This is a genomic window from Gilvimarinus gilvus (genome assembly GCF_030518155.1).
Classification (GTDB): domain Bacteria; phylum Pseudomonadota; class Gammaproteobacteria; order Pseudomonadales; family Cellvibrionaceae; genus Gilvimarinus; species Gilvimarinus gilvus.
Genome location: NZ_JAULRU010000418.1, coordinates 196660 through 212425, shown reverse-complemented (window position 1 = coordinate 212425; position 15766 = coordinate 196660). Strand labels below are relative to the sequence as shown.

11 protein-coding genes and 1 tRNA gene are annotated in these 15766 nt (G+C 50.9%); all 12 read left to right on the top strand.

Features of this window, described 5'->3' with window-relative positions; genetic code table 11:
- Window positions 1-15: 15 nt before the first annotated feature.
- The 12 genes from ffh to lon all read left to right on the top strand — a co-directional run bounded on the left by ffh (window position 16) and on the right by lon (window position 15429).
- Complete coding sequence (gene ffh / locus QWI17_RS07675; protein ID WP_302721931.1) at window positions 16-1404, top strand: signal recognition particle protein; 1389 nt, start codon at window positions 16-18, stop codon at window positions 1402-1404.
- A gap of 97 nt (window positions 1405-1501) precedes the next feature.
- Window positions 1502-1978: an META domain-containing protein gene (locus QWI17_RS07670; RefSeq protein ID WP_302721930.1), complete on the top strand. Its 477-nt coding sequence runs from the start codon at window positions 1502-1504 to the stop codon at window positions 1976-1978.
- Between the two features lie 32 nt (window positions 1979-2010).
- Entirely contained in the window at window positions 2011-3696 is a 1686-nt protein-coding gene (locus QWI17_RS07665) for an NAD-dependent malic enzyme (RefSeq protein WP_302721929.1), read from the top strand.
- A gap of 12 nt (window positions 3697-3708) precedes the next feature.
- Window positions 3709-4272, top strand: a complete 564-nt coding sequence (locus QWI17_RS23630) for a helix-turn-helix domain-containing protein (protein WP_319835077.1) — start codon at window positions 3709-3711, stop codon at window positions 4270-4272.
- Between the two features lie 17 nt (window positions 4273-4289).
- Window positions 4290-6446, top strand: a complete 2157-nt coding sequence (gene fadB, locus QWI17_RS07655; protein WP_302721928.1) for a fatty acid oxidation complex subunit alpha FadB — start codon at window positions 4290-4292, stop codon at window positions 6444-6446.
- Window positions 6447-6450: 4 nt separating this feature from the next.
- Window positions 6451-7626, top strand: coding sequence for an acetyl-CoA C-acyltransferase FadA (gene fadA / locus QWI17_RS07650; RefSeq protein ID WP_302721927.1), 1176 nt, complete (start codon window positions 6451-6453; stop codon window positions 7624-7626).
- A 68-nt stretch (window positions 7627-7694) separates the two neighbouring features.
- Window positions 7695-9038 carry a hypothetical protein gene (locus QWI17_RS07645; RefSeq protein WP_302721926.1) on the top strand — a complete coding sequence of 448 codons (1344 nt, stop codon included), beginning with the start codon at window positions 7695-7697 and terminating at the stop codon, window positions 9036-9038.
- 136 nt (window positions 9039-9174) lie between these two features.
- Window positions 9175-9259, top strand: a tRNA-Leu gene (locus tag QWI17_RS07640).
- Window positions 9260-9344: 85 nt separating this feature from the next.
- On the top strand, window positions 9345-10661 hold the full coding sequence (gene tig / locus QWI17_RS07635; protein WP_302721925.1) for a trigger factor: 1317 nt from the start codon (window positions 9345-9347) through the stop codon (window positions 10659-10661).
- Window positions 10662-10830: 169 nt separating this feature from the next.
- Complete coding sequence (clpP, locus tag QWI17_RS07630) at window positions 10831-11466, top strand: ATP-dependent Clp endopeptidase proteolytic subunit ClpP (RefSeq protein WP_302721924.1); 636 nt, start codon at window positions 10831-10833, stop codon at window positions 11464-11466.
- Window positions 11467-11567: 101 nt separating this feature from the next.
- The gene (gene clpX, locus QWI17_RS07625) at window positions 11568-12866 is read left to right on the top strand and encodes an ATP-dependent Clp protease ATP-binding subunit ClpX (protein WP_302721923.1); all 1299 of its coding nucleotides are present in this window, start codon (window positions 11568-11570) and stop codon (window positions 12864-12866) included.
- 148 nt (window positions 12867-13014) lie between these two features.
- Window positions 13015-15429: an endopeptidase La gene (lon, locus tag QWI17_RS07620; protein ID WP_302721922.1), complete on the top strand. Its 2415-nt coding sequence runs from the start codon at window positions 13015-13017 to the stop codon at window positions 15427-15429.
- The last annotated feature ends 337 nt before the right edge of the window (window positions 15430-15766 follow it).

The following is a 15766-nucleotide window of genomic DNA, read 5'->3' as shown; positions in this document are numbered from 1 at the left end:
AGGTGTCAGTTAGTTATGTTTGAAAATCTTCAGGATCGATTATCGGTAACTTTCAAGAAGGTTACCGGTAAGGCTCGTCTCACCGACGATAATATTCAGGCAACCCTTCGCGAGGTGCGCAAAGCATTACTGGAAGCTGATGTCGCCTTGCCTGTGGTTAAAGATTTTGTCGGCCGCATTCGTTCGCGGGCGCTTGGGACGCAGGTCGGAAAAGCGCTCAACCCCGGTCAGCAATTCCTAAAAATCGTTGAGAGCGAAATGGTCGCCGTTATGGGCGAAGCCAATGAGTCTCTCAATCTGGCCGCTCAGCCACCCGCGGTTATATTGATGGCCGGCCTGCAAGGGGCGGGTAAAACAACATCGGTTGCGAAGCTCGCCAAATTTTTGACCGAGCGTGAGAAGAAAAAAGTCTTGGTGGTGAGCGCTGATGTTTACCGCCCTGCGGCCATCGAGCAGCTTAAAACCTTGGCAGGGGAAGTAGAGGTAGAGTGCTTTCCATCCACAGACGCTGACAAACCACAGGCGATTGCCGCTGCGGCTCTTGACCACGCCAAGCGACAGTTTTTTGATGTGTTGATCGTCGATACCGCCGGCCGCCTGCATATTGACGAAACCTTGATGCAAGAAATTCAGGGTTTACACCAACAATTAAATCCGGTTGAAACACTGTTTGTGATTGATGCCATGATCGGTCAGGACGCAGTGAACACGGCCAAGGCCTTTGATGAAGCGTTGCCGCTTACCGGTGTGGTGCTTACCAAGGCGGATGGTGATGCTCGCGGCGGTGCCGCTCTGTCTGTTCGTCACGTGACTGGCAAGCCCATTAAATTTCTCGGCATGGGTGAAAAAGTTGACGCTCTTGAGCCTTTTCATCCAGATCGAATTGCGTCGCGTATCTTGGGTATGGGCGACATAATGTCGCTTATCGAACAAGCAGAACGAAAAATAGACAAAGATAAAGCGCAGCGGCTGGTTAAAAAAGTATCAAAAGGTAAGAGTTTTGACCTTGAGGACTTGCGCGATCAATTGCAACAAATGCAAGACATGGGCGGCCTAGGCAGCTTGATGGATAAGCTCCCCGGAATGGGAAATATGGGGCAGATGGTGCAGCAGGCAGACATGGGTGGGCAGTTTAAGGTGATGGAGGCCCTGATTAACTCCATGACGCCTTGGGAACGCAAACACCCCGACGGTTTAACCAGTTCCCGCAAGCGCCGGATTACCGCGGGCTCTGGCACACAAATTCAGGATCTAAACCGTTTGCTTAAACAGCACAAGCAGATGGCAAAAATGATGAAAAAAATGAAAGGTGGCGGCATGTCCAAAATGATGCGTGGCCTGGGTGGAATGATGCCCGGTGGCGGCGCTCCCGGTGGCGGCTTACCTCCGGGTATGGGGCGCTAGCTTATAGAATCAAAACGCCGGGCACTGCCCGGCGTTTTGATTCCAGGGGGTGTACATCGGTTTAAAACTGGCTAAGATCATAATATAAGGATCTGTGATGCCTACGCTGATCTGTCATTGGTTAAATGGAGTACATCTGATGGTACGTATGATGGTTTTGACCGCCTGTATAGCAATAAGCGCCTGCCAAGTAACGGATTCGGAACAAGAAGCCAGCAGCGCCCAAGTGCAACCCTCAATAACCGGTAGTTGGCGCGTAAAAACCGTTATGGGAGAGTCCGTTGGCGCTGAGTCAAAATCCTATTTGCGGTTTGAAGATGCAAACCGGCTTTCAGGTAACAGCGGCTGCAACCAATTTTTCGGAGAATATCACTATACCGATACGCAGTTGACACTGGCCAAGGACTTAGCCAGCACACGAAAAATGTGTTTGCCGGCCATTATGCAACAGGAACAGCACTTCACCCGTGTTCTCAGTCAGGCACTCAGTGTCACCGTCGACCAGAGTTCCCTTCAATTACAAGACCAGAACGGCGCAGTCGTTTTGGAAGCAACGCTTGTTAATAAACTTTAATGGCCTAGTTAGGGCGACAAACAGGAAATTTCGTGAATACCAGACCCATATACATACCGTTCGCAGGTCCAGCCTTGTTGGAAGCGCCATTACTGAATAAGGGTAGTGCGTTCAGCCGCCAGGAGCGTCAGGCGTTTAATTTGGAAGGCTTGTTGCCCTATAGCATTGAAACCATAGAAGAGCAGAAGGCGCGCGCCTACGAACAGTTGTGCTCCTTTAAAACAGACATCGATAAGCACATCTATTTGCGCAATATACAAGACACCAACGAAACGCTTTATTTTCGTTTAGTGACAGAGCACTTAAGCGAAGTGATGCCGCTGATCTATACCCCGACCGTGGGTAAGGCTTGCGAGCTCTTTTCGAAAATTTATCGACGCAAGCGTGGTCTTTTTGTCTCCTACCCAGATCGCGACCGCCTCGATGACATTTTGCAAAACGCGACCAAACACAACGTCAAAGTTATTGTGGTAACGGATGGGGAGCGAATCCTAGGGCTTGGCGATCAAGGTATTGGGGGGATGGGCATTCCCATTGGAAAGTTAGCACTTTATACCGCTTGTGGCGGTATCAGCCCAGCATATACTTTACCCGTTGTCTTGGATGTAGGGTGCAACAATCGACAACTGGTTAACGATCCAATGTATATGGGCTGGCGCCACGAGCGAATCGATGACGAAGCCTATTATGAATTTGTTGATCAATTCATTCAGGCAGTAAAAGTTCGCTGGCCAAACGCGCTGTTACAGTTCGAAGATTTTGCACAAAATCACGCAACACCTCTATTGGAAAAATACCGCGACGACCTATGCTGTTTTAATGATGATGTGCAAGGCACGGCCTCCGTCACCGTCGGAACGCTGTTGGCGGCTTGCCGGGCAAAGCATGAGTCTTTGTGCGATCAAACCATTGTGTTTGCCGGGGCGGGCTCCGCTGGCTGTGGGATCGCAGATCAAATAATTGCGGCGATGATTGAAGAGGGGCTGACACCCGAGCAAGCGCAGGACAAGGTCTATCTGGTGAATCGCGACGGGTTGTTGACCAGTCGATCCAATGATTTACTTGCCTTTCAGGAGCGCTTTCGCAAACCTGAAAGTTTACTTGTTGAATGGTTGCTGGACAAGCCGGGAGTGGTCGGTCTGGCGGATGTGGTTCGCAATGTGCGGCCAACCGTGTTGGTTGGTGTGTCGGGCCAGCCTGGCTTATTCAATAAATCCATTGTCGAAACGATGCAAGTTCATTGCGAGCGCCCCATCATATTGCCTTTGTCGAATCCTACCTCCCGTGTCGAAGGGCAACCTGTAGATATTTTACGATGGACGGGCGGTAGGGCCATCGTTGCGACCGGTAGCCCATTTGCCCCGGTTGATATAGGCGGAACAATTCACGAAATCGCTCAGTGTAACAACAGCTATATTTTTCCTGGCGTTGGCCTGGGAGTGCTGAGTGCAAAAGCCAGCAAAATCACCGATGGCATGATGTTGGCAGCCTCGCGTTCTCTGGCAAAATTATCGCCGCTAGCGAATGAAGGTTCGGGCCCTTTGCTCCCCGATCTGGAAAATATTCGCAGCGTTAGCAAGACCATTGCGCTGGCGGTCTATCGACAGGCAATAGCCGATGGGGTTGCCGTCGCGGTACCAGACGATTTGATGGTGCAAAAAGTGGAAGCAAACTTTTGGTATCCCCGGTACCGGACGTACCGTAGAACATCATTCTAAACGGAGGTCGACATGGCAGTGACTGAGTCGGGCGTTGCGCTTGGGATTAAGCTAAAAGCGATTCGCGAGGCGAATGGCCTCTCTCAGCGGGAATTGGCCAAGCGTGCAGGGGTTACTAACAGCAGTATCTCAATGATTGAGCAAGGCCAGGTTAGCCCAAGCGTACAATCCTTGGAAAAGGTTCTGTCTGGCATACCCATGTCTTTGTCGCATTTTTTTGCCTGTGGTGAAGGCTTGGGAGAAGAGGTTTTCTATGCCGAAACGGATATGCAGAAGCATGAGAAACCGTATGGCTATATGCAGATTATTGGCGAACACTTACCCGGGCGATCAATTACTTTCAAGCGTTTCTATTTTAGGCCGAATTCCAGTACCGGTGATGCGCCGCTCACGGGCTTTTTTGACCAGGCTGGGTGGATTTTTTCGGGCAATATACTACTATCAGCTGGATCGAATGTGCGAAAAATGAAGGCTGGCGAAGGCTTTTATTTGCAGGCGTATACGCCTTTTCGTGCCTGCAACGAGTCACTAACCGAACCGGCAGAAATTATTGTTGCTTCACCTGGACCCGAATAAGATTACAGAGGTTGCGTATGTTCCAAGGCGAGCGCCTGAGTGTTAGCGTTGAAAATAATATTGCGATATTGTCGTTTGACGCTCAAGCAAATAGCGTAAACACATTTAATCGTCAGACGGTGGCCGAATTAGATCTGGCGCTGACTAAACTTGAACACTCTGATGTTCAGGGGCTTGTTTTGCGCAGTGCCAAGTCAAGCTTTATGGTGGGCGCAGACGTTCATGAGTTTGCGCCTGTGTTTCAGCTGGGCGAAGCCGCTATAGCCAAACACTTGTCTAAAAACATTGATAATTTTAACCGCATTGAAGATTTGCCATTTCCTAGCGTAGCCTGTTTAAACTCTTTTACGCTAGGCGGTGGCATGGAGCTGGCATTGGCTTGTGACTTTCGTATTGCCGATGCAAGTTTGAAAATGGGCCTTCCTGAAACCAAATTAGGCATTATTCCTGGCTGGGGGGGCACCGTTCGCCTGCCTCGGGTCGCAGGCGCCGACACGGCTATCGAGTGGATTTGTTCTGGCCGGGAGCACAGTGCAAAGCAAGCGCTCAAGGCTGGGGTGATCGACGCTATTGTGGAAGTTGGCGGTTTGCAGGAATCCGCGATGGGCTTAGTCCGCGAGGCAGCCAGCGGTGCAATAGATTATCAATCGCGCCGGCAGAGAAAAGTTCAACCGTTAGCGCTCAATGCCGTGGAGTCGCCCATGGTGTTCGAGTCGAGCAAGGGCGTAGTTGGGGCAGCCGCAGGACGTCACTATCGCGCACCTGTGCAGGCGATTAAAGCCATGCAAGCAGCGACAACAATGGCACGGGAACAGGCGCTGGAAGTCGAGCTAAAATATTTTCTGGAGGTGGCGGTATCCAGCGTGGCGCGCTCACTGGTCAATGTTTTTACGAGTGACCAGGCGCTCACCAAGAAAGCCAAAAAGCTCGCGCAAGGGGCAGAGGACCCGGCCGAGTCAGCGGCAGTGTTAGGGGCTGGCATTATGGGCGGAGGAATTGCCTATCAATGCGCGGTAAAAAAAATACCGGTGACGCTTAAAGACATCAATAGTACAGGCATTGAGCTCGGCTTGGCAGAGGCCGCGAAGCTGCTGCAAAAGCGCGTTGAAAAAGGTCGACTTAGTACAGGCGAAATGGCACAAGCCCTCAACCGCATTGATCCTACCCTTCACTATCCCGATATCGCCGCTGCCGATGTTGTTATCGAAGCGGTCGTTGAGAACGTTAAAGTGAAACAAAGTGTTCTTGCCGAAGCAGAGGCGGTTATCGATGCCGACGCAGTGCTGGTTTCGAACACCTCGACAATTTCTATAACGGCACTCGCATCCCAATTAAAATCGCCGGATAAGTTTTGCGGCATGCACTTTTTTAATCCCGTGCACGCAATGCCTTTGGTTGAGGTGATTCGGGGTGAAAAAACATCAAATCAGACTATTGCCACAGTGACGGCTCTGGCTTTGGCGCTTGGGAAAAAGCCAGTTGTGGTTAACGATTGCCCGGGCTTTTTAGTAAATCGCGTGCTGTTTCCCTATTTTGCCGGTTTTGCTCAGTTGGTTCGCGATGGAGTAGATTATCAGCGTATCGATAAAGTGATGGAGGGCTGGGGTTGGCCGATGGGGCCGGCCTACCTGTTGGATGTGGTTGGGTTGGACACGGCCATTCATGCCGAGGCGGTGATGGCCGATGGCTTCCCTGATCGGCTAAGTCGTGACTATACATCAGCGGCACAAACGCTCTTCGAAAAGGGTATGTATGGGCAAAAAACACAGGCGGGTTTTTACCGGTATGCAACCGATGCAAAGGGGCGGCCGGTGAAAGAGGTCAATGACAGTGCACTCGATTTACTCGGCGCGCCGGACAACTCCGATATTACCGATGACGATATAGTAATGCGCATGATGATTCCCATGGTCAACGAACTGGCTCGATGTCTGGATGAAGAGGTGGTTGCAACAGCCGCGGAAGCTGACATGGCGATGCTGTACGGCACAGGCTTCCCACCTCATCGAGGCGGTGTTCTGTTCTGGGTTGATCATTACGGTGTTTCGCAATTTGTTGACGATATGCAGGCCTTTGCAGCACTAGGTCCGCTGTATCAACCGGCAAAGCTTTTACAATCACTCGCCACAAAACAGGCATCGTTTTATCCAGCTGCTGCGAGCGTAGGAGATTGATGACGTGAGTATTCAACCAACAGAAGCGGTGATCGTTGACTATGCGCGCAGCGCAATGGGGCGCTCTAAAAATGGGTGCTTTCGTCACAGCCGGGCCGATGATATTTCAGCTGAACTAATGCGCGGCATACTTCGAAGAAATGCGGCGATTGATCCGTCTGAGCTCGATGATGTTTTATGGGGCTGCGTACTGCAACGCGAGGAACAAGCCTTTAATGTCGCGCGCAACAGTTGGTTGTTGGCAGGATTGCCACACTGTGTGCCGGCGCAAACAATCAATCGTCTTTGCGGATCTTCCATGGCCGCGTTGCACTCAGCTACAGCTAATATATGGGCGGGGCTAGGCGATGCCTATTTGGTCGGTGGGGTTGAGCACCTGGGGCACTTGCCGATGTATGAGGCGATCGATCCCAACCCTAAGCTTGGTCTCTATGCGGCTAAAGCTGCTGGTAATATGGGGGTAACGGCAGAGTACTTGGCTCGTATTCACGCAATCACGCGAGAGCAGATGGATCAGTTTTCGTACCGTTCGCATCAACTGGCGGCAAGAGCCCAAAGTTTGGGTTACTTTGATCGCGAAATCATTCCGGTTGTCGGGCACACGAGTGACGGTAGTTTGGCGATGATTAGTACCGATGAAACCATTCGGGCAGAAACAACTTTAGAGGCGCTGGCTGAGTTGCGCCCCGTGTTCGATCCTAAAAATGGAACCGTGACCGCGGGGTCATCTTCGCAATTGTCGGACGGTGCCTCAGCGATGATCGTGATGTCGGCGCAACGAGCAAATGATCTCGGGCTTGAACCTATCGCGAAGATTGTCTCTATGGCCGTGGCGGGCGTCGACCCATCCATCATGGGCTATGGCCCCGTACCTTCAACACAAAAGGCGTTAGCCCGGGCCAACTTAGATATTGATGATATTGAATGTGTTGAGCTAAATGAGGCGTTCGCTGCGCAGGCCCTTCCGGTATTAAAAGATTTGGCACTGCTGGATGATCTGGAGTCCAAGGTGAACTTACACGGTGGCGCTATCGCGCTTGGGCATCCATTTGGTTGTTCGGGGACGCGCATTACCGGCTCATTACTCAATGCCCTGGAGCGCAAGGGGGCAACACTTGGATTGGCGACCATGTGTATCGGGTTAGGGCAGGGGATTACGACGATTGTTGAACGCTGCTAAAGTTGATTTGGGTCTCGGAAAGTATCTGTTAAAATTCTCCTCCTTATTTTCCAGCCAGGAGTGATCTCTTGCAGATCCGGTCAGTGAGTAAACCCGAGCAGCACCTGCAGAATCTTTTGGCAGGAAGCGGATCCTTGTCGGCTTTCAGTTTTTCCCATCGCGCCTTCTACTTGGATGAGGCGCCGACCAAAGTGTTATTGGCGGTATGCGATCCGACTAACGCTGAACTTGTGCTGTCCGCAGATTGTCCCGAAGCGCGTCATACCCTTGACGAGTGGTCTGATTCCGGTTGCCTACATTCCCTCGCTGATACGCTGGCGGTGCCCGTCCTGGAGCTCGGTTGTGCCATAAGCTTGGTGCCTGTGGTGATATTAAAACCGTGGGGCCGCGAAATTTGGTACACCGGGATGGAGGTGCGTGGTCAATCTGGGGTAGGCACCACCGATCGAAGTATTCCGTTGCCATGGTTGCTTGAAGTGATGCCCGGCGCATACGCAGACGGCAACCCTGAAGCTATGATTTTACTTAAGGTGTTGGATCCTTTGGCGGACGAAGTCTTTGGCGACCTTTACTTTGAAATGCACGAGCGCAAGCAAGAAGTTTATGTTGTCACGCATGTTGACCAGCGCGCCTGGCCCGATGGCATCGGCGGTATTCGCTTCGGTTTTTCTGACCAGCTAAGAGCCCAATATGGCAGCGATCAGGCTTTTAAAGATGCGTTTGAGCAGGCTGTTGCAAGGTACGAGGCCGTTCGCAGGGATATCGACGCTCGTATAGATACGATCAAATTGGGGGTAGGCATTGATGTGAATGAACCTGTGCCACCCTCAACGCAAATAGCCTGGTTGCAGCAAATCGATGCCAAATTACTGGCCCAGGAGGAGAGCCTGCGGCACACAATGGAGAGCTTCTCCAAAGTGTTGCCGTTAAAAATTGGCGATGTAGTGAAGGTTCCTTGTTATACCCCTCATTCCTTACAGCACGGTGTGCGCACGGTGGAGTTTCAAACGCCGGTGTATGAGCGCAAGATCCTCGCGTTTGCGCAAAAAGTGCTGACTCAGCCGCATTGGGATACCCGGGAGGCGCTGGAAAAAGTCGTTCTTGACGCCGAAATGCCGGCATTGGACGAGGGCGAGGAAGCTGTTGCGGGGATTTTGTGTCAGCAGGTGGTCGACTTTGATGATTTTGCCGTTTGGCGCCTGAGGGCGCACAAGCACAGTGAAATGTCTCTGGCAAAGCTCTCCGCTTATCGGTTGGTGATGGCGATAACGGGAGGGGTCAGCCTTCGAGGGCGTGTTTTAACGGCGGAGCAGGCGGTTTTGTGCCCCGCACTTGCGCGCCCAGACCAGGTTTTAAAGCTCGAAAAAGGCGCGGTTGCGCTTATTGCGGCACCTAAATCAAAGATTTCTTAAAAAGGTTTGTTGAACCGAAGGGTGGAGTGTGGCAAAATCTGCACCCTTCTCGCATCCAGCTACTTGATTATTGAGAAATATCATTAAAAATCAAGGAGTTGAAAAGCTGAGTGCACGTAAGGCCTATTATGGCTCTGCGGTCGTGGTGGAATTGGTAGACACGCCAGATTTAGGTTCTGGTGCCGCAAGGTGTGAGAGTTCAAGTCTCTCCGACCGCACCATTAATTAGCGAGGGCGTTGTTCTCCCGTACGGGGAACGATGTCACAAACCGATGCCGACGCATCGATGTAATTCATGAGGACACTATGCAGGTTTCAATCGAAACGACTTCTGGCTTAGAGCGTCGCCTGACGATCGGCGTTCCCGCTGATACTGTTGAAGGCGAAATTGAAAAGCGCTTGAAAGAGGCCGCTAAAAACATCCGTCTGAACGGTTTCCGCAAGGGCAAGGTTCCGATGAAAGTGGTCAAGCAGCGTTATGGTGCAGGCGTTCGTCAGGAAGTAGTCGGCGAGCTGATCAGCCGCTCCTTCTATGAAGCCGCGCGTAAAGAAGATGTTAAGCCTGCTGGCCAACCTAGCATTCAGCCAAAAGAGTTGTCTGAAGGTAAAGATCTGGAGTTTGTCGCCACATTTGAGGTGTACCCAGAGGTAGAGCTGAAAAATATCGAAGGTTTTGATGTAACTCGGTATACAGCTGTTATTACCGATGAAGACATCGACAACATGATCGAAATATTGCGCAAGCAAGCCGCAACTTGGGAGCAGGTTGAGCGCGCGAGTGCCGATGGTGATCAGGTGAATATCGATTTCACCGGCACTAAAGATGGCGTTGAATTTGACGGCGGCAAGGCCAGTGGTCACAACCTGGTGCTCGGGTCCAATTCAATGATTCCAGGCTTTGAGGCTGGTATTGTCGGAATGAAGGCGGGCGAAGAAAAGACCATTAAGGTTACCTTCCCGGAGGACTATCAGTCTGACGAGCTCAAAGGCGCTGAAGCTGAGTTCTTGATCAAGGTAAATTCCGTTGCTGAGCAGACGTTGCCAGAGCTGAAAAAGGCGTTCTTCCAGCAGTACGGTCTGGAGAAAGGCGGCATTAAAGCCTTCCAGAAAGAAGTTAAGGCCAACATGGAGCGCGAACTGAAAAACGCTCTGAAAGCGAAAGTGAAATCTCAGGTGATGGACAAGCTGATTGAGTCCCACGAGGTTGATCTGCCTAAGGCGCTGGTTGCCAACGAAGTAAACGTGCTTCGCAATCAAATGATGCAGCGTTTTGGTCAGCAGCCAGAAGGCTTTGACGCCAAATCTTTGCTGCCGGACAGCATGTTTGAAGAAGACGCCAAGCGTCGCGTTTCGCTGGGCCTGATCGTCGGTGAGGTCGTTAAATCGGCGCAACTGAAAGCGGATGCAAAAGCTGTCAAGAAGATGGTGGAAGAAATCGCCACAACCTATGAAGACCCAGCCGAGGTGGTAGAGTACTACTACAGTCAGCGTGAGCTGCTTGCCGGTGTTGAGTCGGCCGTATTAGAAGATCAAGTGGTAGAGCATATCCTCGCAAAAGCGGACGTCAAAGAAGAGACGGCCACTTACGATGAAATTATGCAGCCTCAAAAGGCTGAAAAATAAGGCTTTTTGAGCAAAAATGCCGCGAAACGTTTGTTTCGCGGCCACTTCTCCCGCCAATTTGTTGCCACCTCTGGCCAATCCTCTCAGCACAGGTTAAGCTCCCCATTAACACGTAGTCCGAAGACAATCGGATCGTCTTTTGAATGTATGAAAAAAGGGTGTGTAACCAATGTCCTATCAGTTTGAAGATCGCAAGTCGCAGGAAATCACCGCCAGCGGCCTGGTGCCCATCGTAGTTGAGCAAACCGCTCGCGGAGAACGCTCTTACGATATTTATTCCCGGCTATTAAAAGAGCGCGTGATCTTCTTGACCGGTCAGGTAGAAGACCATATGGCGAACCTGGTGTGTGCTCAGTTGTTGTTTTTGGAGGCGGAAAACCCTGACAAAGACATTCATTTGTACATTAATTCACCGGGTGGTTCGGTCACGGCAGGTATGTCAATCTACGACACCATGCAGTTTATTAAGCCAGATGTTAGCACCATGTGCATGGGCCAGGCCTGTTCTATGGGCGCGTTCCTGCTCGCTTCGGGCGCCGAAGGCAAGCGCCACTGCCTGCCAAATTCGCGGGTTATGATTCACCAACCGAGCGGTGGTGCGCAGGGACAAGCCTCTGATATTAATATTCACGCGCAGGAAATACTGAAGATTCGCCGCCGCCTTAACGAATTGCTGGCCAATCACACGGGCCAATCTCTAGAGCAGGTAGAGCTGGATACAGAGCGTGACAAATTTATGTCAGCTGACGAGGCCAAGGAGTACGGAATCGTCGATTCAGTGGTGCAAACACGAACTGAGTCTTAATCTATTGAGAGCATGGCCTCGTACAAGTTACAAACGGGGCTTGAAAAATTGGGTTAAAGGGGTCATCTTTAACTCTGAGAGAAGAATTGGGAGTGGGTTTAATGACCGATCACACCGGAGATAACGGCGAAAAAAACGGCAAGCTACTGTATTGCTCGTTTTGCGGTAAAAGCCAGCACGAGGTGCGCAAACTGATTGCGGGCCCCTCGGTGTTTATTTGCGATGAGTGCGTTGATCTGTGTAACGACATAATTCGCGAAGAGATACAGGAAAGTGCCACCGAAGGCCAGTCGGACAAGTTGCCTGTGCCTGCTGAAATATCAGGCATATTGGATCAGTACGTTATCGGCCAAAAAAGGGCCAAAAAGGTACTGGCGGTTGCGGTATACAACCACTACAAGCGCCTGCGCGTGGGCAACAAAAGCAAGGATAAAGAAGCGGTAGAGCTGGGTAAAAGCAATATATTGCTGGTAGGTCCCACCGGTAGCGGTAAAACGCTGTTGGCGGAAACACTCGCTCGCCTGCTTAACGTGCCCTTTACCATTGCCGACGCCACCACACTCACCGAAGCAGGTTATGTGGGTGAAGACGTTGAAAACATTATCCAAAAGTTACTGCAAAAGTGCGACTACGACGTCGAGAAAGCGCAGCAGGGTATTGTTTATATTGACGAAATCGACAAAATCTCGCGCAAATCCGACAATCCTTCAATTACCCGGGATGTATCGGGTGAGGGTGTGCAGCAGGCCTTACTTAAGCTTATTGAGGGAACGGTTGCCTCGGTACCGCCTCAGGGCGGGCGCAAGCACCCACAACAAGAATTTTTACAAGTTGACACCAAGAATATTCTGTTTATCTGCGGTGGCGCTTTTGCGGGGCTTGATAAAGTTATTCGCGAGCGCTCAGAAAAAGGCGGTATAGGCTTTTCGGCGCAAGTAAAAAGTAAGGAAGAAGATAAGAGCTTTGGCGACACGTTGCATGAGCTTGAGCCGGAAGACTTGGTACGTTACGGCTTGATCCCCGAATTTGTTGGGCGCCTGCCGGTTATCGCTACGCTCGACGAGCTCGATCAGGATGCATTGGTCGAAATTCTTGCAGAGCCTAAAAACGCCTTAACCAAGCAGTATCAGCGTTTGTTTGATATGGAAGGTGTGGAACTTGATTTCCGCCGGGATGCCCTCGAAGCGGTAGCGCAGAAGGCTATGGAGCGCAAAACCGGAGCCAGGGGGTTACGCTCAATCATGGAATCCATGTTGCTTGATACCATGTATAAAATCCCATCCGAGGAAAACGTCAAAAAAGTGGTGGTGGATGACACCGTCGTTAAAGGCGAGTCCGACCCGATTCTCGTCTATGAAAATGCTGAGCCCGCGCAGAGTAAAGTTGCTAAAGAAGACTGATACTTTCTGGCTTTTGCTGATGAAAAGGGTGCCTCTGGCACCCTTTTTGCGTTTTTTAATGTGACTATCTTGTAATTTCTTAAGACAGTCCCCAATCTAACAGTATCGGGCGGTGTCGCCGACACCCATGACCTGAGAGGGGTCACACATGCAACAAGACGAGCAAGATTTAATGAATACAGATTTACCGCTTCTCCCATTGCGCGATGTAGTCGTGTATCCCCATATGGTCATTCCCCTATTTGTCGGCCGTCAGAAGTCGATAGAGGCTCTTGAGAGTGCGATGCGCGCCGACAAGCAAATTGTATTGGTGGCGCAAAAGAACCCTGCGGATGACGACCCCAGAGCTGATGACCTCTACGAAATTGGCACTCTGGCAACGATTCTCCAGCTGCTGAAGTTACCTGACGGTACGGTAAAAGTGTTGGTAGAAGGCGGGGAGCGCGTCTTTATCGAAAGTAGCGACGAAGTCGATGGTCACTATCGAGTGGCCGTTCGGGTGTTCGAAGAGGAGCAGATTGAAGACGAAGAGGCCGAGAAGCTCGTAAAATCAGCCAGAGACCAGTTTGAACAGTACGTCAGTCTGTCGCGTAAAGTTGCCTCTGAGGTGATGAGCTCGCTCAGCGGGATTGATGAACCTGGTCGGCTTGCCGATACCATTGCCGCTCATATGGCGCTGGAATTGGATCAGAAGCAGGCCGTTCTGGAGCTGACCAGTATCCGCGAGCGGATCCAGACGTTGCTGGGCTTGATGGATGGTCAAATGGACCTCCTGCAAGTTGAGAAAAAGATTCGTGGCCGCGTTAAAAAGCAAATGGAAAAAAGCCAGCGCGAGTACTACCTGAATGAGCAAATGAAAGCCATTCAAAAAGAACTCGGCGATATGGGCGAAGAGGTCAATGAGATTGACGAGCTCGAGCAGAAAATTGCGGACTGTGGTATGCCCGAAGAGGCGATGGAAAAAACGCAGGCCGAGCTCGCAAAGCTGAAAATGATGTCACCGATGTCAGCAGAGGCATCGGTTTTGCGCGCCTATATCGACTGGATGGTCAAGGTGCCCTGGAAGAAACGGAGCAAAGTCCGTCATGACCTCGAAAGAGCTGAAAAGGTTCTCGAAAAAGACCACTATGGCCTTGAAGAGGTAAAAGAACGTATTCTGGAGTACCTGGCGGTACAAAAACGCGTTAAAAAAGTGCGCGGTCCCATTCTGTGTTTGGTCGGCCCTCCGGGTGTCGGTAAAACATCTTTGGGGGAGTCCATCGCACGAGCCACGAACCGCAAATTTGTTCGCATGGCGTTGGGCGGGGTGCGCGATGAGGCCGAAATTCGCGGACACCGGCGTACCTATATCGGTTCGCTGCCCGGTAAACTCGTGCAAAAGATGGCCAAGGCTGGAGTAAAAAACCCACTGTTTTTACTTGATGAAGTCGACAAAATGGGCATGGATAATCGCGGTGATCCTGCCAGTGCGTTGCTTGAGGTCCTCGATCCGGAACAGAACAAAAATTTTAACGACCACTATCTCGAAGTGGATTATGACCTATCCGATGTAATGTTCGTTTGTACCTCAAATTCGATGAACATACCCGGTCCTTTGTTGGATCGTTTGGAGGTCATTAGAATTCCGGGTTACACTGAGGACGAAAAAGTTAATATTGCGCGCAAGTATTTGATTCCAAAGCAAATAAAGGCGAACGGACTGAAAGAATCTGAGCTTGCACTGGATGATGATGCCATCCGGGATATTATTCGATACTACTCGCGTGAGGCGGGTGTGCGAGGACTTGACCGCGAAATAGCCAAGCTCTCACGCAAGGTTGTAACCAAGCATATACGCAATAAAACAACCGCAACCGATAATATCGGACCGGAACAGTTAGAGGATCTTCTCGGCGTGCGAAAATTTGACTTTGGTCGGGCAGAGAATGACGATCAAATAGGTCAAGTGACAGGGCTTGCATGGACCCAGGTAGGGGGCGAGCTGCTCACCATCGAATCGTCCGCGGTTAAAGGTAAAGGGCGGATCGTAAAGACCGGTTCACTGGGCGATGTTATGCAGGAATCAATTCAGGCGGCATTGACCGTCGTTCGATCCCGCGCGCAAGTGCTTGGTATTGCACCTGATTATCACGAGCAGGTTGATGTTCATATTCATGTGCCCGAAGGTGCGACCCCAAAAGATGGTCCCAGTGCCGGTATTGCCATGTGCACGGCATTGGTGTCTGTGTTGACCGGTATTCCAGTGAAAGCTGAAGTCGCTATGACGGGTGAAATCACGTTGCGTGGTGAGGTATTAAAAATTGGCGGGCTTAAGGAGAAGCTGTTGGCTGCACACCGTGGGGGTATAAAAACGGTGCTAATCCCTGCAGACAATGAGCGCGACCTGAAAGAAATTCCGGAAAACATTCGGGCCGATCTGGATATTCGCCCGGTACGCTGGGTAGATGAGGTTTTAGAGGTTGCCCTGCAACATACACCCAAACCACTGACTGATGAAGAGTTTCAGGCACTGGAAAAAAACTCTAAAGCTGAAGATGCTGCGGCCAGAATCAACACACATTAAAGTAAGGCGGGTCACACTCGGATAGATCATCACGAGTCCGTGGCCCGAATTAAATTACCTGTGGGTTGATCAATCCATATTTTTGCTGTCAACTGCGCCGAGCTGTTACTCATTTTTAGGGTGATTTGTTACCGGCATGTGTTACCGTAACAGCGGCGGCAACACTGGGGTTGCGCTTGATCGTACATTTACTATCCAAAAGCGAATCCAATTCAGTATTTAGTCACGCCAGCCTTGACCCGCAACCAGCCGCTTGGTATAAATCGCAGTTCAATAGTGAGTGGTGGTGCTGGACCTCGCAAGGTTGGCCGTTGATGTCACCGAATCAATAAAAACA